Genomic DNA, 21,877 nt, shown 5'->3' on the forward strand with positions numbered 1-21,877 from the left:
GTCATCGGCAGACCATAAGCATTAAACCTGTCTCCACCGCATGAAAACGACAGTCGTCGCGCTCGACTGCTATGCGCTCCGGTCGCCCCGGTCGCATTAACTCGGCTTTAAATGCGGATCCTTATATGTGGCAGCACGGAATGGCGGGGCGGCCGAAGTTTGGCCAGCGGGACGGCCCGGAAGGGGTCGGCCGGCAGAGTTGCGCGCTGTTCACGCGGAGGACATGCTCGTGACGACTTTCAACTTCGGCGATACCGGGACCACCGCCACGCTGCCGCTTGCGACGGTGATCACCAGCGGGTCCGGGGACGACCTCATCACGTTGGACGGAACGTTCAAGGGCGTGTCCATCGACCTCGGCGCCGGTGCGGACGGCGTCGTGATCGGCAAGGCCGGCGCGTCCGGCACCATCGGCAACGTGGAGACGATCACCGGCGGCGCCGGCGTCGACGCGATCACGCTCTCCACCCAGATGACCGGCGGCACCATCGACCTTGGCGCCGGAACCGACAAGATCACCTTCGGGGCCTTCGCCAACACGGCGACGGTGCTCAACATCGAAGCGGTCACCGGCGCGGCCAACAGCGACGTGATCACCCTCGGCAACGCGGCGAGCGGCCTCAAGATCGACCTCCTCGGCGGCTCCGACAGCCTCACCCTCTTCGCCGGCACCAACACGCTGACGGTCTCCAACGTGGAGACGCTGACCGGCGCTTCCCAGAGCGACGTCATCACCCTCGGCACGGCCTTGACCGGCGGCACCATCGATCTCGGCGCCGGCACCGACAAGCTGACCCTCTCCAAGCTCGCCAACACCCTGACGGTCACCAATGTGGAGACCCTGGTCGGCGGCGCCAAGAACGACATCATCACCCTCGGCTCCAGCGTCTCCGGCGGCACCATCGATCTCGGCGCCGGCACGGACAAGCTGACCCTCGCCAGCAGCGGCAACACCCTGACGGTCGCCAATGTGGAAACGCTGGTGGGCGGTTCCGGCGACGACGTGGTGGTGCTCGACGGCATCCTGAAGAACGGCTCCGTCGACCTCGGCGACGGCGACGACAAGGTGACCCTCTCGTCGAAGGGCGGCGCCCTCACCATCGCCAACGTTGAGACCCTCGTCGGCGGCGCCGGCGCGGACGTCATCACCCTTGCCGCCGGCTACACCGCCGGCTCGGTGGACCTCGGCGCCGGCAAGGACAAACTGACCCTGACCGGCCCGGCGGCGGACCTGACCGTCTCCAACGTGGAGGACATCGTCGGCTCCACCGGTGACGACGTCATCACCCTCGGCAGCGCCTTCTCCGGCAAGATCGACCTCGGCAAGGGCAGCGACAGCCTCACCCTCGGCAGCTCCGGCAACACGGTCACGATCGGCAACATCGAGACGCTCAACGGCGGCTCCGGCAGCGACGTGGTGACCCTCAGCGCCTCCATCGACGGGTCGATCGACCTTGGCGGCGGCTCCGACAAGCTGACCCTCTCCAAGCTCGCCAACACGGTCACCGTCACCAACGTGGAGACCCTGATCGGCGGCGCCAAGAACGACGTGGTGACCCTTTCGGAGAGCATGGCCTCCGGCACGATCGACCTCAGCGGCGGCAGCGACACCCTGAAGCTGGCGGCGACGGGCAACACCCTCACCATCGTCAACATCGAGACCCTGGTGGGCGGCACCGGCGCCGACAGCGTCACCTTCGGCGCGGCAGCCAGCGGCTCGGTCGATCTCGGCTCGGGCACCGACAGCGTCACCCTCGGCTCCAAGGGCGGCAAGCTCACGGTGGTGAATGTGGAGACCGTCGTCGGCGCGGCCGGCGCGGACCTCGTCACGCTCGACCTCGCCGGCACGGCCGCCAGCATCGACCTCGGCGCCGGCAAGGACACCCTCACCTTCGCCAAGGCCAACACCACCGCCACCATCACCAACGTGGAGATCGTGCTCGGCTCGTCCGGCACCGGTGACGCGGTCATCCTCGGCGACAAGGCCAGCACCGTCTCGATCGGCAACGTGGAGACCATCACCGGCGGCTCGGCCAACGACACGGTGGTGCTCACCACCGCCGTCTCCGGCTCCATCGACCTCGGCGGCGGCAACGACAAGCTGACCCTCTCCAAGCTCGCCAGCACCTTGACCATCACCAACGTCGAGACGCTGGTGGCGGGCGCCAAGAACGACGCCATCACCCTCGGCTCGGTGATGCAGTCCGGCACCGTCGACCTCGGCGGCGGCATCGACAAGCTGACCCTTGCGGCCGGCAACAACACCATCACGATCACCAACATCGAGACCGTGATCGGTGGCACCGGCGACGACAGCGTCATCCTCTCCTCCGCCGCCAAGGTGGTCATCGACCTCGGCTCCGGCGACGATAGCGTCACGCTGAGCGCCAAGGGCGGCGCCTTGACGATCACCAACGTGGAGAACATCACCGGCGGTGCCGGCGCCGACGTCATCACGCTCACCTCCGCCATCTCCGCCGGGTCGCTCGACCTCGGCGCCGGCAAGGACAAGCTGACCCTCGGCAAGGCCTCGTCCATCACGGTCGCCAACATCGAAAGCGTGGTCGGCTCCTCGGAGGGCGATGTGATCGTCCTTTCGGCGGCCGGCGGCACCATCTCGGTCGGCGGCATCGAGAGCGTCTACGGCGGCAGCGGCGCCGATACGGTGGTGATCACCACCCAGGTCACCGGCGGTCTCTACGACCTCGGCGCCGGTACCGACAAGCTGACGCTCGGCAAGACCAGCAACACGGTCACGGTCGCCAACGTGGAAAGCCTCGTCGGCGGCGCCGCCAACGATGTGGTCGTCTCCACGTCCTCGCTCTCCGGCACCGTCGACCTCGGCGGCGGCAAGGACAAGCTGACCCTTGCCGACAGCGGCAACACGGTCACCCTCGTCAACATCGAAACCATCATGGGCGGCTCCGGCGCCGACGTGGTGACGCTCTCCGGCAAGGCCGCCGGCCTCGTCATCGACCTCGGCGACGGCACCGACAGCCTCACCCTCACCGGCGCCGGCAACATCAGCATCGCCAACGTGGAGAACCTCACCGGCAGCGCCGCGGTGGACTCCGTCACGCTGACGACGGCGATCACCTCCGGCACTCTGGACCTTGCCGCCGGCAAGGACACCCTGACCCTCGGCAACTTCGCCAACACGGTGACGGTCGCCAACATCGAGGCGGTCAACGGCAACGCGCTCGCCGACAGCGTCACCCTCGCCACCGCCTTCACCGGCGCCATCGACCTCGGCGCCGGCAGCGACACCCTGACGCTCGGCAACTTCGCCAACACGGTGACGGTGTCCAACATCGAGACCCTGGTGGGTGTCGGCGGGGCGGACACCATCGTCCTCAAGGCGGCGGCCGCGGGCCTCTCGGTCGATCTCGCCGGCGGCACCGACACGCTGAAGCTCGCCTCCGGCACCAACAGCATCAACGTCGCGAACGTGGAGACCATCACCGGCGCGGCCGGCGTCGACACGGTGGTGTTCACGGCGGCGGCGTCCGGCACGGTGGACCTTGCCGGCGGCACCGACAGCGTCACCTTCTCCAACAGTGGCGGCACGCTCACCCTCCTCAACGTGGAGAGCATCGTCGGCGGCACCGGTTCGGACATGGTGACCCTCTCCGACAAGGCCGCCACGTCCATCGACCTGAAGGGCGGCGACGACAAGGTCACCCTCTCGGTCGCCTCCTCGCTGACCCTGACCTCGGTGGAGACCGTGGTCGGCAGCTCCGGTGCCGACAAGATCACCATGGGGTCGACGGCCACCATGACGGTCTCGGCGGTGGAGAACATCGTCGGCGCCTCGGCGACCACCGACCTGGTCGTCCTCTCAGCCGCCGGCACGGTGACCTTGAGCGGTGTGGAGAGCATCACCGGCAGCAGCGATGCCGATGCGATCGTGATCGCGGCGGACGGCGGCGCCGTCACGGTGAACCTCGGCAACGGCACCAACAGCTTCGAAAGCCTTGCCGCCAAGGGGGACACCCTCACCCTCGGCTCGGGCACCGACACCATCCGCTACTCCAAGACCGAGCAGTCGACAGCCTCCAACCAGGACGTGATCACCGGCTTCGCCTCCGGAACCGACAAGATCAACCTGGCTACGGCCCTCAAGGAAGGCACGTTCAGCTTCCTCGGCCTCGACGGCACCTTCGTCACCGACGGCGCCAACAGCCAGGCCCGCTTCACGGTCAGCGGCAGCGACACCACGCTGCAGATCGACACGGACGCGGACGGCACCGCCGACATGCAGATCAAGCTGGCGGGCATCACCACCCTGGTGGCTGGCGACATCACCTTCTCCTGATCCGCCGTCACGGCGGACCGGGTTGCGCATCCCCGACGGGCCGGAGGTCTCCTCCGGCCCGTCTTCGTTTGGCGGGGTAAAGCCGCCACGGGCGCTTTGACAGCGCCGGACGCTTGGTGCAGCGTTCGAATCAGTGCCGATTTCGAATGTTTGAATGCGTGGTTCGGCTGCTGCCGCCCCGATGGGTGGCCCATCAGGAAACGCCGCCCCGCCGGCGGCTCATCATGAAATCCATGAGCGCCCGACCATGATCGACGTGCCGGTGTCCTGGGGTGAACTGATCGACAAGATCACCATCCTGGAGATCAAGAGCGTCCGCATCGACGACCCGGTGAAGCAGGCCAACGTGGCGCGCGAACTGGCGCTGCTCGGCGATCGGCTCGCCAGCATTCCGCTGCCGCCCGCGGTGGTCGGTCTGACGGCGGAGCTGAAGGCCGTGAACCTCGCCCTCTGGGAGATCGAGGACGAGATCCGCGACTGCGAGCGCGCCGGCGACTTCGGCCCGCGCTTCGTGGATCTGGCGCGGAGCGTCTATCGCACCAACGACCGGCGCGCGGCCTTGAAGAAGGACATCAACAGCGCCCTCGGCTCGGCCATCGTCGAGGAAAAGTCCTACGCCGCCTACTGAGGCCGGCCGGAAGGGGAGGGCGCCGATGGGAGTCCCGATGGAGGTGCCTGGCGAGCCCGGCGGTCCGCCGACCGTCGCGGACGGCCGCCGCCTGCACGCGGCCGGCGCCGTCGCCGAGGCGGAGGCCGTCTACAGGGCCGTTCTCGCCGAGACGCCCGACGACCCGCACGCGCTCCATCTCCTCGGCGTCGTGCTCCACCAGCGCGGCCGGCCGGCCGACGCCGTCAAGTTCATCCGCCGGGCCGTCACGCTCAGCCCGGATCTCAGCGCCGCCTGGCAGAACCTCGTGCTGCCGCTCGTCGACCTCGGCCGGTTCGACGAGGCGGCCGAAGCCGCCGCGACCGCCACCCGGCTCGCGCCGACCGCCATCGGCGGCTGGATCAACCGGGTGCACGCCCTGACCGCCGCCGACCGGGTCGGCGAGGCCGCGTCCGCCGCCGAGTGTGCCGTCGCCATCGACCCCGCCAACGCCGCCGCCTGGGCGCAGCTCGGCCACGTGCGCCTGCGGTCCGGCGACCCGGTCGCCGCCGAGCTCATCCTGCGCCGCGCGCTCCTCATCGACGCGGACGACCGGGACGCGCTCTACAATCTCGGCGTCGTGCTGCACGAGCTCGGCCGCGAGCCCGACGCCGCCATGGTGTACCGGCGCCTTCTGGCGCTCGACCCGGACCACGCGGCGGCGCGGCTCAACCTCGGCGTCTCCCTGCGCACCCTCGGCGATCCGCGCGCGGCCCTTGCCCTCTGGGCCGGCGGCACGCCGGCGCCCGGGCCGGAGCTGCCCTACAACGTCGGCTGCGCCCACCTCATCCTCGGCGACTGGGCCGCCGGCTGGGCGGGCTACGAGCGGCGGTTCGAGATGCCCGGCCATCCGCGCCCGCCGCGCCTTGCCGGCGTGCCGCTCTGGGACGGCCGGTCGATCCCCGACGGCACCCTCGTCGTCCATTTCGAACAGGGCCTCGGCGACACGCTGCAGTTCGCCCGCCTGGTGCCGCGCCTGAAGGGGCGCGCCGGCCGCATCGTCCTGGCGGTGCAGACGGCGTTGAAGCCCTTCCTGGCGATGTCGCCGCTCTTCGCCGGTCCGGACGCGCCCGCCCTCGTCGCCGACCACGAGCCGCTGCCCCCGGCGGACGCCTACGTGCCGCTCCTCTCCCTGCCGCACCGGCTGGCCCTCACGCCGGAGACGCTCCGTCCGTCGCCGCCCGTGTTCGTGGCCGACCCCGAGCGGGTCGCCCGCTGGCGCGCGCGCCTGGACGCCCTCGACGCCGCACGCGGTCTCTCGGACAAGCCTTTCCGGGTCGGCCTCGTCTGGCAGGGAAACCCGACCGCGCCCGCCGAAAAGGGCCGGTCCATGCCGCTCGCCGCCCTGGCGCCGCTTGCCCGGGTGGCCGGGGTCGCGGTCTACGCGCTCCAGAAGGGTGTCGGCCGCGAGCAGATGGCGGGTCTGCCGCCGGACGTGACCCTCGTCGACCTCGGGCCCGACTTCGACGCCGGCCCCGGCGCCTTCCTGGACACGGCGGCGGTGGCGAACGTGCTCGACCTCGTCATCACCACCGACACGTCCATGGCGCATGTGGTGGGCGGCCTTGGCCGGCCGGTCTGGACGCTGCTCAAACACGTGCCGGACTGGCGCTGGGGCCTGGAGGGCCAGATCTCGCCCTTCTACCCGTCCATGCGCCAATTCCGCCAGCCGGCCGTCGGCGACGTGGCCGGGCTCGTCACGCACCTGGAGCATCAGCTCGCCGCCCTCGTCGACGCGCTCCCGAACGCCCCCGACCGGACCGATCCGGACGCCTCCGCCGACCCGGTGCCCGACCTCGACGTCGCCATCGCGGCCCACGCGGCCGGGCGCCACGGGGAGGCGATCGGGCTCTACAAGGCCCGCCTCGCCCGCCACCCGGACGAGGGGCGCACCGCCAACCTCCTCGCGGTCGCGGAATTCGAGGCCGGCGGCCGCAGCCGCGAGGCGGCCGCAGCCGCGCTGCCGCTTGCCTGGCGGTCCGTCGCGCTCGCGCCGACCGACGCCAACGGCTTCGCCAACCTCGGCGTGATCCTGAAGAATGCCGGCGATGCCGCCGAGGCCGAGCGGGCGCTGGAGACCGCGCTCGCCTTCGACCCGGCCCACGGCGCCGCCCTGCAGACCCTCGTCACGCTGCTCGGCCAGCGCGGCGCCGGCGTCGACGCGGTGGATCTCACCCGCGCCGCCGCCCGGGCCCGGCCGAACGACCCTGCGGTGCGCAAGGCCGAGGCGCTCGCCCTCAAGGCAGCCGGCCGGCTCGCCGAGGCGGCGGAGGCCTTCCGGGTCGCGCGCGCGCTCAATCCGGCCGATGTGCGCCTGACCGTCCTCTACGGCAACGTGCTGGACGAGAGCGGCGACAAGGACGGCGCGGTGCGGGCCTGGGAGGAGGCGCTCGTCGCCGAGCCGGACAATGTCGACGCGCTCACCAATCTCGGCGTCGCCGAGCGCCGGCGCGGCCGGGGCGCGCTGGCCGTCTGGTTCTACCGGCGGGCGCTGGAGCTGCAGCCGGCGAACGCCGACACGCTCACCAATCTCGGCACCGCGCTTTTCGAGCTCGACCGGATCGTCGACGCCCGCGCCGCCTTCAAGGCCGCCATGGTGGCCCGGCCTAGCCACGCCGACGCCGCCATGGCGCTCGGCATGACCCATCTGATCGAGGGCGACTTCGAAGCCGGCTTCAAGGCCTACGAAGCGCGGCGGCGGAGCGCCCGCCTCGCCCTCGACGACGGCCTGCGGCTGTTCGAGGGCCGCGAGGTGGCAGGCCGCCAGCTGCTCGTCATCGGCGAGCAGGGCTTCGGCGACAGCATCCAGTTCGTCCGCTACGCCGCCGCCCTCAAGGCCGCCGGCGCCGCGCGCGTCACCATCGCCTGCCGGCCCCGGCTCGCCGCCCTGATGGCGAGCGCCACCGGCGTCGACGCGGTGGCGGTGGAGGGCGACACGGTGCCGCCGAGCGACGGTGCCGTGCCCATCATGAGCCTGCCGCACCTCCTCGGCACGCGGCTCGACACCATCCCGGCCGCCATCCCCTACCTGACGCCGGACCCGGTGCGGGTCGCCCGCTTCGCCGAACGGCTCGCCGCCGGCGACGGCTTCCGGATCGGCATCGCCTGGCAGGGCAACCCGGACCCGACCGTCGACGCCGGCCGCTCGCTGCCCCTGAAGGCGCTGGCGCCGCTCGCCGCCGTCAAGGGCGTCCGCCTCATCGCGCTCCAGCAGGGCGACGGCGCGGAGCAGATCGCCGCGCTCGGGGGCGCCTTTGCGGTGGAGACCCTCGGCCCCGACGTGGATGCCGGCCCGGACGCCTTCGTGGACACGGCCGCCGTGATGATGAACCTCGACCTCGTCGTCTCCACCGACACGGCGGTCCTCCACCTTGCCGGTGCGCTCGGCCGCCCGGCCTTCGCCATCCTGAAGGACCGGGCCGAGTGGCGCTGGCTGAAGGAGCGCGCCGACAGCCCCTGGTACCCGAGCCTCCGCCTCTTCCGCCAGGGTCCGACCGAGGTCGGCACGGCGGCGCCCTGGGCGGGCGTCGTGGAGCGGCTCGCCGGCGAGGTCGCGGCCCTCGTCGGCGGCGACCGCAGCCGGCTGGTGCCGAAGACCATCGACGACCGCATCCCCCTGCCGAAGGCGCCGCCGCGTCCGGCGGGCGACGCGCGCTTCTCCGCGGCTGTCACCGAGCATCTGGCCGGCCGGCTCGACGTCGCCGCCGCCGGCTACGCGGACGTGCTCCTCGACCATCCGGAGGCCGTGGAGGCGGTCCACATGCTGGGCGCCATCGCGTTGCAGCGGAAGACCTTCCCGCGCGCCCTCATCCATTTCGAGGCCGCTCGCCGGCGCGGCCTCGGCACACCGGAGTTCCGCACCAACTACGCCATCGCGCTCCGCCGGCTTGGCCGGGAGGGCGACGCGGAGGCGCTGTTCCGGGCGATCATCGCCGAGGCGCCCGGCGCCGGCGAGGCGCTGATCAACCTCGGCGCGCTCCTCGTCGACAGCGAACGCCCGGCGGAGGCGCTGCCGCTCCTGGAACAGGCGGTCGCGCTCAGGCCCGGCGCCGCCATCGCCCACCGCACCCTCGGCAACGCGCTCCGCGCGCTCGCCCGCCCGGCGGAGGCGCTGGCGCCGTTCGACCGGGCGGTGGATCTTGCCCCGGCCGATCCGGAGCTGCGCATCGACCGCGCCCACGCGCGGCTGGCGGCCGGCGACTATCCAGGCGGTTTCGCCGACTACGAGTTCCGCTGGTCCGGCTCGGAGATGGAGCGGCGGGATCTCGCCGCGCCGCTCTGGGACGGCGGGCGCTTCGACGAGCGCACGCTGCTGGTACACGGCGAGCAGGGCCTCGGCGACCATATCCAGTTCGCCCGCTTCCTGCCGATGGTGGCGGCGCGCGGCGGCCGGCTCGTGGTGGAGGTCCGGCGCCCGCTGATGCGGCTCCTCGCCAGCCTCGATTTCGGCGGCCTGCCAGTGACGATCGTGGAGCAGGGCGCCGGTCCGCCACCGCCGCACGACATGCAGGCGCCGCTGATGAGCCTGCCGCTCCTCCTCGGCTCCACCATCGACCGGCTGCCGGCCGCCGTGCCCTACTTGCGCGCCGAACCGGAGCGGCTGGTCGCCTGGCGCCACCGGCTCGGCCTGCAGGGCCGGCCGTTCGTCGGCCTCGTCTGGCAGGGCAATCCGAAGGCCCGCGCCGACAAGGGCCGCTCGCCGGGGCTCGCGGCCATGACGCCCCTTCTCGCCCACCTTGCCGAGCGGCATCCGGGCGTGCGCGTCCTCGCCCTCCAGAAGGAGCACGGACTCGCCGACCTCGCGGCCCTGCCGGAGGCGCTCCGGCCCATGCTCCCCGGTCCCGGCTTCGACGCCGGCCCGGATGCCTTCCTGGACAGCGCGGCCCTCCTCAGCCTCGCCGACGTGGTCGTCTCCTCCGACACGGCGCTCGCCCACCTGGCCGGCGCCCTCGGCCGGCCGACGGTGCTGATGCTGAAGCATGCGCCCGACTGGCGCTGGACCGCCGGGCGCGACGACAGCCCCTGGTACCCGACCGTCCGCCTCGTCCGCCAGACCGTCGCCGGCGACTGGGAGGGCGTCACCCACAAGGCCGCCGCCGCCCTCGACGCGCATTTCGCCGCCCGCGCCGGCCATGGCGCGCCGGACGCCGGACCGGCCGCGCGCACGGAGGCCGCCGGATGAGCAGCGCGGCCGCCGATCCCCTGGCCTGCGCGCTGGAGGATCACCGGGCCGGGCGGCTGGAGGCCGCCACAGCCGGCTACCGCGCCGTGCTGGCGTCGGCGCCGGAGCATCCGGACGCGCTCCACCTCCTCGGCGTCGCCCGCAAGGCCGCCGGGGCCCTCGACGAGGCGGTCGGCCTCATCCGCCGGGCGGCGGCGCTGCAGCCCGGCCGGGCGGAGATCTGGTCCAACCTCGGCAATGCGCTTGCCGCGGCGGGCGACCATCCGGGGGCGATCGACGCCTACCGGACCGCCCTCGGCCTCCAGGAGACGGCCGACACCTGGACCGCGCTCGGCGCGAGCCTTGCCAAGGCCGGCGAAGCGGACGGCGCCATCGCCGCCTACGAACGGGCGCTCGCTCTCGATCCGGCCGACGTGACCGCCCGGCACAACCTCGCCAACGCGCTCGGCGCCAGGGGCCGGGACGGCGCGGCGGTGACACTTCTCCGCGCCGTCATCGCCGACCAGCCCGACCTTGCGGAGGCCCACTACAACCTCGCCCGCCATCTTCTTCGCCTGGGCGACTACAAAAGCGGCTTCAGCCACTACGAATGGCGCTGGAAGACGGAGGCTTTTCCCGACAAACGCCGCCACACCCACCTACCGGACTGGGACGGACGGCCGCTCCCCGGACGGCTGCTGGTCCACGCGGAACAGGGCTTCGGCGACACCATCCAGTTCGCCGCCCTCCTGCCCCTCGCCCGCTCGCTGGCCACCGCCGTGACCCTGGAGGTGCCGGCGCCGCTCGCGCGCCTGTTCCGGCGCTTCACCGGCGCCGACACGATCGCGGCGGCCGTGCCGGACAGCGGGCAGGATCTGCCGGCGAACGTTGCCGCCGCGACCGCGCTCCTCGGCCTGCCGCACCGGCTCGGCCTCACCCTCGGGTCGATCCCGTCCGCCGCCGGACTTCTCACCGCCGAGCCGGACCGGGTGGCGGCCTGGCGCGCCCGGCTTGGCGACGACGGCCGGCGGATCGTCACCGTCAACCATCAGGGCAGCCCGAAGACGCCGGTGGACCGGGGCCGCAGCCTGCCGGATCCGGCGCTCCTGGCGCCGCTCGCCGCGTTGCCCGACATCCGGCTGATCTCGCTGCAGAAGCTGGCGCCGCCGGCGATCGAGCCGGACGGCGGGGGCTACCGGCTCGCCGGCCTGCCGGTCCGGATCGAGCATCCCGGGCCCGACCTCGACGCCGGTCCGGACGCCTTCGTGGACACGGCCGCCATCATGACGCTCGCGGACGCCGTGGTCTCTACCGACACGGCCGCTGCGCACCTTGCCGGCGCCCTCGGCCGGCCGGTGCACATCCTGCTGCAGGCGGTCGCCGAGTGGCGCTGGCTCATCGACCGGACGACCACGCCCTGGTATCCGACCGCCACGCTCCACCGCCAGCCGGCGCCTGGCGACTGGGGGACCGTGATCGACGCGGTCGCCGGCCGGCTGCGGGATGGTGACCTATCCTAGAGCATTCTCCGATCAAGTTGCACGACTTGATCGATGAGAGAATGCTCCAGGTCCTTGGATCTGGAGCGATTTCTTGTCGACATGCCGATTCCGTCAGGGAGGACAAGCGCTCTAGATCCGACCGTCACGCGCCGGGCATCAGACCGCCACCACGATGTCCCGCATGGCCGCCGCGGTCCGCGCCCAGGTGAGGCGGCCGACCGCGTCCGCGCCGGCCGCGCCCCGGCGGCGGGCGTCGTTCCGGTCCGCATAGGCCGCTTCCAGGTGGGCGACGATCTCGTCGACCGAACTCTCGCCCCAGCCGGGCGTGCCGCCCACGGGCCCATAAGCTCCGGCCACCGGCCGCTGCTCGGAAAGCACGAAGGCGGCGCCCGGATGGGCCGTGAGGTCCAGGTGGCCGGTGTTGGCGGAGAGGATGGTGGGCACGCCCGAGGCCATGCATTCCATGGCCACCAGATTGGTGCCGCCCTCGCTGCGGTTGGGGAAGAGCGCCACGTCCATTTCGCGCAGGATCGGCGCCATCAGGGCGTTCGGCACGGCGCCGAGGTCCAGCACCTGGTCGGGCGGAATGCCGTTCGCCGCCGCCCAGCCGACGGCGTCCACCTTGCCGGCGGCGTCGAACACCACCGGGGCGGCGCGGCCCGAGGCATCGACCGTGCGGGCGAACTGCGGCCAGGGGCTGTGCCAGGCCGTCACCAGGAGCGCGTCCCGGTGCCGCTCGGCGAACCGGCGGAAGGCGGCGATGACGAGGTCCTGGCCCTTGCGGAGTTCCAGCTTGCCGCCGCTGAAGACGAGGAAGCGCCCCGGCATCCACCCCGCCCGCGGGGCGGGGTGGAAAAGGGTCGGGTCGATGCCCTGGATCACCGTCGTCACCCGTTCGACCCCGTGCTCGCGGAGGATCCGCTCGTTCCAGGTCGACCCTGCGACGATCAGCGGAAGGGCTTTGGCCCGCGCCACCGTGTCGGCGTCGAGGTGCGGGATCTCGAAGAACACCACGCCGATCGTCGGCGTGCCGGCGAGCGTCAGGTCGTTGGCAAGGGCGGAGACGCGGAAGTCGTTGCCGAGCGCCGCCAGCACCGGCCCGTCCGCCGTCACCGTGCGGTTGGAGAAGGCGGCGAGCTTCTCCTGGAGCCCCCGCGATTCCGCCCGGAACGGCGCCAGCAGCCGCTCCTTCAGCGGATCCACCACCACCTGGTCGGGCCGGAGCGGATAGGAGGTCAGCGGCTCGACCAAAGGGTCGAGGCTCCAGTGGAGCGCCAGATTGAGGCCGTAGACGCCCCAGCCGAAGAAGCTCGACACGCCCCAATGGATCACCACGCGCCGGCGCATCGACGGCCTCCCGAAAGCCGCGCCGGACCGCCCGGTCGGCGCGGATCATCACATCGCTGGAAGGTGATTTATCAAGCTTAACGAGGGCTTAAGGCGGCTTTCTCATGGCCGGACCCGTAACCGATCATTAACCATCCCGAAACATAGTCGGATCTGCACGGCTCTGTTGGCGGGCCGGGTGTGCGTGGGGGCGGAAGTAACGGATCATGGGCGCTGAGGATCCTGGCCGGCCGGCGCCGGGTGGCGAAGGGACTGCGCTCGCGGCGTTCGCCGTGGTGGCCGAGAAGCTCGGGCTCAGCCTCGGTCTCGACACCTTGCGTGCCCGCTACGGCACCGACGGCATCACCACGCGCCGGCTGATCCGCATCGCCGACGAATGCGGCTTCCGGGCCCGCCGCACGCGCCTCGACTTCGACCACCTGATGGACCTCGGCCAGGCCTTCCCGGTCGTCCTCGTCCTCAAGTCCGGCGCTCACGTGGTCGCCGAGGGCCTCTTCCGCACCCAGACGTCCGTCGGCGTCCTCGTCCGCGACCCGCTCGACCCGCACGCCCCGGCGCTGCCGGTCGACCGCATCCGGCTTGCCCGCGAGTGGGACGGCGAGACCATCCTGGTCAAGCGTCGTTCCGAGGGCGACGATACCACCAAGCCGTTCGGCATCCTGTGGATGCTGTCGATCGTGCTTCGCGAAAAGATGCTCTTCCGCGACATCGGCATCGCGGCCATCGCCCTCAGCCTCCTCGCCCTGGTGCCGCCGCTCCTCTACATGGTGGTGATCGACCGGGTGCTGGTGCACCAGCGCATGTCCACGCTGATGACGCTGGTCGGCGCCGTCGCGGTGCTCCTCGCCTTCGAAACGACGCTCGGCTATCTCCGCCGCACCATGGTGGCCCTCGCCACCGCGCGCATCGACGCCCGCGTCTCCACCATCATCTTCGACCGTCTGGTGGCGCTGCCGATCGACTTCTTCGACAAGAACCCCACCGGCATCATCGCCTACAAGCTCGGCGAGGTGCGCCGGGTGCGCAACTTCCTCACCGGCCAGCTGTTCGGCACCTTGCTGGACGCCACCACGCTGATCGTGCTGATCCCGGCGATGTTCATGCTGAACGCCGCCCTTACCTGGTTCGTGCTCACCATCGCGGCGCTGATGGCCGTCATCGTGGTCGTCTACATGCGGCCCATGGCCGACCAGTACAACAAGGTGATCGCGGCCGAGCAGCGCAAGAACCAGTTCATGATCGAGGCCCTGCAAGGGGTGCGGACGGTCAAGTCGCTGGCGCTGGAAGGCCGCAAGCGGCGGGAGTGGGACTCCCGGGTGGCGGACGCGGTGCGGGCGGCGACCGACATGGTCTATCTGGCCAACCAGCCGCAGACCCTCCTGGCGCCGCTCGAAAAGCTCATCTACGCCGGCTCGCTCTGCTTCGGCGGCTATCTGGCGATTTCGGGCGACCATACGGTCTTTGCCGGTACGCTGGTCGCCTTCACCATGATCGCCGGACGGGCCACCTCGCCCATCGTCCAGATCGCCGGCCTCCTGCAGCAGATCCAGGAGGTCAAGGGCGCCATCAGCCAGGTCGCCTCGGTGGTGAACACCGCCCCGGAGCCGCGGCGGGAGAACGGCGTTCGCCCGCCGATGACCGGCCCCATCACCTTCGGCGACGTGCGCTTCTACTATCCGGAGGCGAAATCGCCGGCCCTCGACGGCATCTCCTTCCAGGTGGAGCCCGGGACGGTGGTGGGCGTCATGGGTCGATCGGGCTCCGGCAAAACCACGCTGACGCGGCTCCTCCAGGGCCTCCATCAGTCCTACGAGGGCCTGATCAAGATCGACGGGGTGGAGCTCCGCGAGATCGACCTCGACCACCTGCGCGCCCGCATGGGCGTCGTCCTCCAGGACAGCTTTCTCTTCCAGGGCACCATCCGGGAGAACATCCTGATCGGCCGCCCGGACGCCGGCATCGAGAAGATGATCGAGGCGGCCCGCCTCGCCGGCGCGGAGGAGTTCATCGAGCGGCTGCCGCGGTCCTACGACACGCCGATCGAGGAGAACGCCTCCAACCTCTCCGGCGGCCAGCGCCAGCGGATCGCCATCGCGCGCGCCCTCGTGATGGACCCGCCGCTCCTCATCTTCGACGAGGCGACGAGCGCCCTCGACCCGGACAGCGAGGCAGTGATCAACGAGAACCTCCGCCGCATCGCCAAGGGTCGCACGGTGATCGTCATCTCGCACCGGCTCGCCTCGCTCACCGACTGCGACCAGATCCTCTGCCTGGAGCGCGGCAAGCTGCTCGACGCCGGCCGCCACCTCGACCTTCTCGACCGCTGCGAGGTGTACCGCCACCTTTGGTACCAGCAGAACCGACACCTGAGCCCGGGAGGCCACCATGGCGACCGTTACGGCGCTGCCGCCCGCTCTTGACCGGGCCGCCCGGGCGGACGTCCGGGAGTTCCAGTCTGACACGGCGGAGCTTCTGGCCGAGAAGCCGCCGATCAGCGCGCGCATCACGCTGCACTTCATCGCGGCCACGCTGGGAGCCGCCATCCTGATGGCGTCCATCTTCCCGGTGGACCGCATGGTGCAGGCCCGCGGCCGTGTGGTGTCGCAGGCGCCGACCATCGTGGTGCAGCCGCTGGAGACCGCCATCGTGCGCCGGATCGCCGTCCGCGAGGGCCAGGTGGTGCGCGCCGGCCAGCTGATCGCAGCCCTCGACCCCACCTTCTCCACCGCCGATCTCAGCCGGCTCGACCAGCAGGTGGCGGCCCTTGCCGAGGAGATCGCACGGCTCTCCGCCGAACTCGACGGCGCCCCCTACCAGCCCACCCGCGACGGCCTCCAGGTGGCCGCCCAGCGGGCGCTCTACGCCTCCCGCCAGGCCGAGTACCAGGCCCAGGTCGCCCGCTACGACGAGCGCATCGCCGCCGTGGAGGCCGGCATCGCCCGGGCGATGCGCGACCGCGACTTCTACACCGAACGCCTCGGCATCTACGAGGAGGTGGAGGGCATGCGCCAGACGCTGGAGAAGAAGAAGGCCGGCAGCCGCCTCAACGCCCTCGTCGCCACCGACAGCCGGGTCGAGATGGAGCGGAACGTGGTCACCAACGAAGGCACGATCCGCGCCTCCCGCCACGAGCTTGAGGCGCTGAAGAACGAGCGCATCGTGTTCGAGAAGCAGTGGCGCGCCCGCATCGCCCAGGATCTCTCCGACCGCCAGCTCGCCTTCGACCAGGCCCGCGAGGAACTCGCCAAGGCGACCCGCCGCTTCAGCCTTGTTGAACTCACCGCCGTGGAGGACGCCATCGTCCAGCAGATGGGCGCCGTCTCGGTCGGCTCGGTGGTCCAGTCGGGCGAGAAGATCGCCACGCTGGTGCCGCTCGACACCGTGTTCGAGGTGGAGGTGGAGCTTGCCGCCCGCGACCAGGGCTTCGTGGCGGCCGGCGACGAGGTGGTGCTGAAGTTCGACGCCTGGCCCTTCGTGGAGCACGGCTCCGCCCGCGGCCGGGTGCGGTCGATCAGCCCGGACGCCTACACGCCGCAGCCCGGTACCGCCGGGTCGCCCTACTATCTTGCCGTCGTCGAGATCACCGACCTCAGCCTCAAGCGCGTCCCGGAGGGCTTCCGGCTGGTGCCGGGCATGCCGCTCACCGCCGATATCGTGGTCGGGTCCAACACCATCATGGCCTACATGCTGAACGGCGCGCTCTCCAACCTCAACGAGGGGATGTCCGAGCCATGACCCTGATCGGCCGCCTCACGGGCCTGTTCCGCCGCGCCCCCGACGCCCCGCCCGACCCGCTGGAGACGGCGCGCCGGCACATGATCGCCGCCGGCCGGGGCGACGTGGAGGCCGCCTTCGCCCTCGGCGAGGCTTTCGAGACCGGGCAAGGCGTGGTGACCAATCTCGCCGACGCCGCCCACTGGTACCGGCAGGCGGCCGAGGCCGGCCACGTGCGCGCCAAGGCGCGGCTCGCCGTCATCCTCCTTTCCGGCGGTCCGCCGGAGGAACGGCGGAGCGGCGGAGCGAGTGCCATCGCGGCCTTCTTCCCGAACGGCGTCACCCTGAAGCGCGACCCCGTCGCCGCCCGCAGCTTCGCCGAGCAGGCCGCCGAGGCCGGCGACATCGACGCGGAGGCGACCCTCGGCTACATCCTCGCCGCGGGGCTCGGCGGCCCGGCCGAGCCGGAGCGCGCGGCGGTCGTCTATCGCCGGGCGGCGGAGCGCGGCCACGTGGAGGCCGCCCTCGGCCTCGGCACGCTGCTCGCCGGCGGTCACCTCGGCACTCCGGACCATCGGGAGGCACGGCAATGGTTCGACCTTGCGGCGGAGGCCGGCAACGCCACGGCGCTCATGTCGATCGGCGTCCAGCTCATGTACGGCCTCGGCACCGGCATCGACTACGAGGCCGCCGCCGGCTTCCTGAAGAAGGCCGCCGAGAAGGGCAACCCGCAGGCCATGCGGCATCTGGGCGTGCTGGTGATGGAAGGGCTCGGGGTCAAGAAGGACCTCTCCGGCGCCGAGACGCTCTTGCGCGGGGCCGCCGCCCGAGGTGACGGCGAGGCCATGGCCCGCCTCGGCGATCTCTACTCCCGCGGCATCGGCCGGCCGATCGACGAGGCCGCCGCCGCCCGCTGGTACCGGCAGGCCGCCGAGACCGGGCACGAGGGCGCCCGGCGCAGCCTGGACCAGCTCGCCCGCGTCGGGCGCGGCGCGCCCCAGGACGCCGCCACCATGCGCAAGGCCCCGGTCGCCGAACGGGCCGGCACCCCGCCCGCCCTCATGCCGCTCGAGGAGGCTGCCTCGCGCGGCGATCCGAAGGCGGCGTTCGAACTCGGCGTCGCCTATGCCACCGGCAACGGCGTGGAGGCGGACTTCGCCAAAGCGGCCGCCTGGTCGCGCCGGGCCGCCGAGGGCGGCCACCCGATCGCCAAGGTGAACCTCGGCCGCTTCCATATGCGCGGCGTCGGCGTGCCGCGCGACCGGGACGAGGCCCTGAAATGGCTGCGCTCCGCCCTCGACGAGGGCGAGGTGTCGGCCGCGGTGGCGCTCGGCGAGCTCTACGCCTTCTGGACGACGCCGCCGGACCTCGACGCCGCCCGTCCGCTGCTCGCCCGCGCCGCCGAGGCCGGCGACGACCGCGCCCGCATGCTCCTCACCGACCTCGACCGCCAGGGCCCGCGGCCCGCCGCGACCGGCTAGGCAAGCCGAAGGACAGCAAAGGGGCGGAGCCGTGGCTGCCGAAAAGGCCGAGGCGGTCCCACCGCCCCGCAGCGCACGACCGGTGACCGCCGGTCCTTGACGACAGCAAGTATATTCTCGCCCGGCCTGCAAGATGCAACAGGTCTTGGGTGATGACTCGCAGATCTCCGTTCGGATCCAAGCAAATCAGAAGACAGAGCGGAAACCATTCCACGCGGTCGGCGCTGCGATCAATGGCGCTCCAACCCCTTGTTCCCAAGTCTTTAATCACCCCGGTGCTAGGGATCACTTGCGCTGCAAGTCCTGCCGACGAGCGGAGCAGATCAAGTCGATCGACATAAAAAGCATAGAAGGGGTTTCGTCATGAGGTTTGCTTTCCGCGGCGCGGTCCTTGCGGCTGTCCTCGCCGCCACCACGGGCCAGGCGCTTGCCATCGGGGCGATCGCCGTCAACGATTCCCGCGGCACGTCGGCCGAAGAGGCGGGCTGGGGCCTCGGCTGGGGCGTCACGCGCCGGGAAGCGGAACGCGACGCCAAGGAGCAGTGCCTGGACGCCGGCAACGACACCTGCACGATCGCGGTCTGGTTCGAGACCTGCGGCGCCTATGCGGGCAGCCGGACCTACTACGGAATCGGCTATGGCAATACCAAGAGGAAGGCCGAGGCCATGGCCCTGGAGAATTGCCCCAACTGTCAGGTCATCGTGTCCGACTGCGAGTGAGCGGTCGAACGCGGGTCGTTGCGCCGGCCGCTGGAGAGCGGCCGGCTATTCGCGTTCGACGACCCTAGTCGGCCGCGACCGTGGTCTGGGTCTGTTCGCCGAGGCCCTCGATCCCGAGGCGGATCTCCTGGCCGGGCCTCAGGTAGACCGGGGTCGGCTTGATACCCATGCCGACGCCGGGCGGCGTGCCGGTGGAAATGACATCGCCGGGCTGCAGGCTCATGAATTGCGAGATGTAGGAGACGAGCGTCTTCACCCCGAACACCATCGTCTCGGTGGAGCCGTTCTGGCGCATCACTCCGTCCACGGAAAGCCACATCTTCAACTTCTGCGGGTCCGCCACCTCGTCGCGGGTGACGAGCCAGGGGCCGATCGGCCCGAAGCTGTCGGCCGACTTGCCCTTGGTCCACTGGCCGCCGCGCTCGGTCTGGAAGGCGCGCTCCGACACGTCGTTGATCACGCAGTAACCGGCCACATGGTCGAGGGCGTCGGCCTCCGTCACATACCGGGCGGTCTTGCCGATGACGATGCCGAGCTCGACCTCCCAGTCGGTCTTCTCCGAACCGCGCGGGATGATCACCGGGTCGTTCGGGCCGGTGATGGCGCTCGTCGCCTTCATGAAGATGATCGGCTCGTCCGGCACCTTGGCGCCGGATTCGGCCGCGTGGTCGGCGTAGTTGAGGCCGACGCAGATGAACTTGCCGACACCGGCGACGCACGGGCCGAAGCGCACCGGGCCTTCCACGACCGGCAGGCTTGCCGGGTCGAGGGCGGCGATCCTGGCGAGCCCGTCCGGGGTGAGCCACGATCCGGCCAGGTCGTTGACGGTGCCCGACAGGTCGCGGATGGTGCCGTCGGCGGCCAGGAGGCCGGGCTTCTCGGCGCCGGGGGCGCCATAACGCAGGAGCTTCATTGGTCCACTCTTCCTCGTTTCTTCGATCCGGCCCCAAAGGGCACGGACTCTCTCATACCTTGCGCGGAACGGCCTGACCGGCCGGCGCCCGTTCGGGCTTGCCTGCGCTCGTCAAGGCCGGACTTGACGAGCTTGGTATCACACGTTCGACCAGCCGCCATCGATGACGATCGCCTGGCCGGTCATGAAGGCGCTCTCGTCGCTGGCGAGATAGACAACCAGCTCCGCCACCTCTTCGGCGGTGCCGAGCCGGCCCATGGGCTGGCGGGCGACGAAGGACTGGCGGGCGGTCTCGAAATCGCCGAGCGCGCGCATGCGGTCGTGCAGGCTCGGGCTCTCCACCGTACCGGGGCAGACCGCGTTGACGCGGATACTCTTGGTCACGAAGTCGGCGGCCACCGCCTTGGTGAGGCCGATCACGGCCGCCTTGGAGGCGCCGTAGACAAAGCGGTTCGGCGCGCCGATCACCGACGAGGCGACCGAGGCCATGTTGACGATGGAGCCGCCGCCGGCCTCGATCATGCCGGGCAGAAAAGCGCGGATCGTCCGGTACATGGACTTGACGTTGAGGTCGAACGAGAAGTCGTAGGCGTCCTCCTCGCAGTCCAGGATGGTGCCGGCGTGCACGAAGCCCGCGCAGTTGAAGAGCACCGCCGGCGCCTCCATCGACCGGGCGAAGGCCGTCACGGCGGCGCTGTCGCGCACGTCGAGCCGGCGCGGTTCCACCCCGGGCAGGCCGGCGAGTTCGGCGAGCTTGGCATCGTTCACGTCGGTGGCGATCACCCGTGCGCCTTCTCGTGCGAAGGCGAGGACGGCCGCCCGGCCCATGCCTTGGGCGGCGGCGGTGACGACGGCCACCTTGCCCTTCAGTCGATCGGTCATCGCAGTCTTCTCCTGAGGCTTTGCCGGGCCGTTTCCAAGCGGCCGGCGTGTGCAGCGCGGGGGGCGGCCGGGGTCCGGCCCGTCAGGCCGAAACGGCGGGCGCGTCCGCCGTCGGCACGGGCGAGTCCGGCCGGATCAGGCCGGCCATGATGAGGTCGGTCCAGAGTCCGGCCGGTATGGTCTCGGCCATCAGGTCGAGATTGGCGGCAAGCTCCGCGGGTTTGGCCATGCCGGGGATCACCGAGGCGATCGCCGGGTGGGTGAGCGGAAAGGCGAGGGCCGCCGCCGGCAGCCGCACGCCGTGGGTCCGGCACACCGCCTCGATCTCGCCCGCGCGGGCGAGGATGTCGGGCGGCGCCGGTTCGTAGTTGTAGCGCGCGCCCGGCACCGGGCCGGTGGCGAGAATGCCGGAGTTGAACGGGCCGCCGACGATGATGCCGACACCCTCCCGCACGCAGCGCGGCAGGAAGGAGGTGAGGCTCTCCTGCTCCAGGAGCGTGTAGCGGCCGGCGAGCAGGAAGGTGTCCCAGCGGGCGTGGTCCATGGCGGCTTCGCACACCTCCCACTCGTTGACGCCGAGGCCGATGGCCTTCACCACCCCCTGGTCGCGAAGCGCCGTCAACGCCTTGGCGCCGCCCGCCATGGCGATCGGGAAGAGGGTGTCGTTGGCGTCGCCGTGGGTGACGCGGCCGATGTCGTGCATGAGGAGCACGTCGATGCGGTCGAGGCCGAGCCGCTGAAGGCTGTCTTCGAAGGAACGCATCACCGCGTCGTAGGAATAGTCGAACACCGGCCGGAACGGCAGCGGCGACTTGAAGGCCGCGCGCGCCGGGTGGTCGCCGGGATCGGGCACCAGCAGGCGGCCGACCTTGGTGGCGATCACATAGTCGTCGCGCGGCTTGTCCCGGAGGAAGTCGCCGATCCGCCGCTCCGACAGGCCGAAGCCGTAGTAGGGGGCCGTGTCGAAGAAGCGGATCCCGGCGTCCCATGCGCCGGCGAGCAGGGCGGTGACGGCCGCCTCCTCGATTGGCGCGTATAGGTTGCCGATCGGCGCGCCGCCGAAGCCGAGTTCCGTCACCTGGCAATCCGTGCCGCCGAGGCGGCGCCTGGCCATGGCCATCTTGGGTCTCCTCCCTCCCGCGGGTCCGGGGTCCTGACGGGCTGTCTCCGCCGTCCGCACGCCCGCCCCCAAAAGA

Annotated in this window: 12 protein-coding genes; 8 read left to right on the plus strand and 4 right to left on the minus strand. The window is 71.4% G+C overall.

Translation table 11 applies throughout. From position 1 onward, the window contains the following. Nucleotides 1-223: 223 nt before the first annotated feature. The 4 genes from BUQ68_RS18825 to BUQ68_RS18840 all read left to right on the plus strand — a co-directional run bounded on the left by BUQ68_RS18825 (nucleotide 224) and on the right by BUQ68_RS18840 (nucleotide 11,642). On the plus strand, nucleotides 224-4,315 hold the full coding sequence (locus BUQ68_RS18825; RefSeq protein ID WP_075217559.1) for a beta strand repeat-containing protein: 4,092 nt from the start codon (nucleotides 224-226) through the stop codon (nucleotides 4,313-4,315). Between the two features lie 247 nt (nucleotides 4,316-4,562). Beyond that, a complete protein-coding gene (locus BUQ68_RS18830; RefSeq protein ID WP_075217560.1) occupies nucleotides 4,563-4,943 on the plus strand; it encodes a DUF6165 family protein in 381 nt (126 codons plus the stop codon). A 25-nt stretch (nucleotides 4,944-4,968) separates the two neighbouring features. Continuing rightward, nucleotides 4,969-10,143 carry a tetratricopeptide repeat protein gene (locus BUQ68_RS18835; protein ID WP_083656718.1) on the plus strand — a complete coding sequence of 1,725 codons (5,175 nt, stop codon included), beginning with the start codon at nucleotides 4,969-4,971 and terminating at the stop codon, nucleotides 10,141-10,143. Further along, nucleotides 10,140-11,642, plus strand: a complete 1,503-nt coding sequence (locus BUQ68_RS18840) for a tetratricopeptide repeat protein (RefSeq protein WP_075217562.1) — start codon at nucleotides 10,140-10,142, stop codon at nucleotides 11,640-11,642. The genes BUQ68_RS18835 and BUQ68_RS18840 overlap by 4 nt, the downstream gene beginning before the upstream one ends. 138 nt (nucleotides 11,643-11,780) lie before the next feature. On the opposite strand, the gene BUQ68_RS18845 is transcribed toward BUQ68_RS18840, so the two are convergent. Further along, nucleotides 11,781-12,971 carry a glycosyltransferase family 4 protein gene (locus BUQ68_RS18845; RefSeq protein ID WP_075217563.1) on the minus strand — a complete coding sequence of 397 codons (1,191 nt, stop codon included), beginning with the start codon at nucleotides 12,969-12,971 and terminating at the stop codon, nucleotides 11,781-11,783. 206 nt (nucleotides 12,972-13,177) lie between these two features. On the opposite strand from BUQ68_RS18845, the gene BUQ68_RS18850 reads away from it, so the two are divergent. The 4 genes from BUQ68_RS18850 to BUQ68_RS18865 all read left to right on the plus strand — a co-directional run bounded on the left by BUQ68_RS18850 (nucleotide 13,178) and on the right by BUQ68_RS18865 (nucleotide 18,886). Further along, nucleotides 13,178-15,391: a peptidase domain-containing ABC transporter gene (locus tag BUQ68_RS18850; RefSeq protein ID WP_075217564.1), complete on the plus strand. Its 2,214-nt coding sequence runs from the start codon at nucleotides 13,178-13,180 to the stop codon at nucleotides 15,389-15,391. Next, on the plus strand, nucleotides 15,357-16,706 hold the full coding sequence (locus BUQ68_RS18855; protein ID WP_075217565.1) for an HlyD family type I secretion periplasmic adaptor subunit: 1,350 nt from the start codon (nucleotides 15,357-15,359) through the stop codon (nucleotides 16,704-16,706). The genes BUQ68_RS18850 and BUQ68_RS18855 overlap by 35 nt, the downstream gene beginning before the upstream one ends. Then, entirely contained in the window at nucleotides 16,703-18,166 is a 1,464-nt protein-coding gene (locus BUQ68_RS18860) for an SEL1-like repeat protein (RefSeq protein ID WP_075217566.1), read from the plus strand. The genes BUQ68_RS18855 and BUQ68_RS18860 overlap by 4 nt, the downstream gene beginning before the upstream one ends. Before the next feature lie 363 nt (nucleotides 18,167-18,529). Continuing rightward, the gene (locus tag BUQ68_RS18865) at nucleotides 18,530-18,886 is read left to right on the plus strand and encodes a DUF4189 domain-containing protein (protein ID WP_075217567.1); all 357 of its coding nucleotides are present in this window, start codon (nucleotides 18,530-18,532) and stop codon (nucleotides 18,884-18,886) included. A 64-nt stretch (nucleotides 18,887-18,950) separates the two neighbouring features. Here the strand turns inward: BUQ68_RS18865 and BUQ68_RS18870 are convergent, their stop codons facing one another. The 3 genes from BUQ68_RS18870 to BUQ68_RS18880 all read right to left on the minus strand — a co-directional run bounded on the left by BUQ68_RS18870 (nucleotide 18,951) and on the right by BUQ68_RS18880 (nucleotide 21,801). Then, the gene (locus BUQ68_RS18870; RefSeq protein ID WP_075217568.1) at nucleotides 18,951-19,799 is read right to left on the minus strand and encodes a fumarylacetoacetate hydrolase family protein; all 849 of its coding nucleotides are present in this window, start codon (nucleotides 19,797-19,799) and stop codon (nucleotides 18,951-18,953) included. 138 nt (nucleotides 19,800-19,937) lie between these two features. After that, nucleotides 19,938-20,681: an SDR family oxidoreductase gene (locus BUQ68_RS18875; protein ID WP_075217569.1), complete on the minus strand. Its 744-nt coding sequence runs from the start codon at nucleotides 20,679-20,681 to the stop codon at nucleotides 19,938-19,940. Between the two features lie 82 nt (nucleotides 20,682-20,763). Beyond that, on the minus strand, nucleotides 20,764-21,801 hold the full coding sequence (locus tag BUQ68_RS18880; RefSeq protein ID WP_095407379.1) for an aldo/keto reductase: 1,038 nt from the start codon (nucleotides 21,799-21,801) through the stop codon (nucleotides 20,764-20,766). Nucleotides 21,802-21,877: the final 76 nt, after the last annotated feature.

Source organism: Mongoliimonas terrestris (assembly GCF_001927285.1).
Lineage (GTDB): Bacteria > Pseudomonadota > Alphaproteobacteria > Rhizobiales > Pleomorphomonadaceae > Chthonobacter > Chthonobacter terrestris.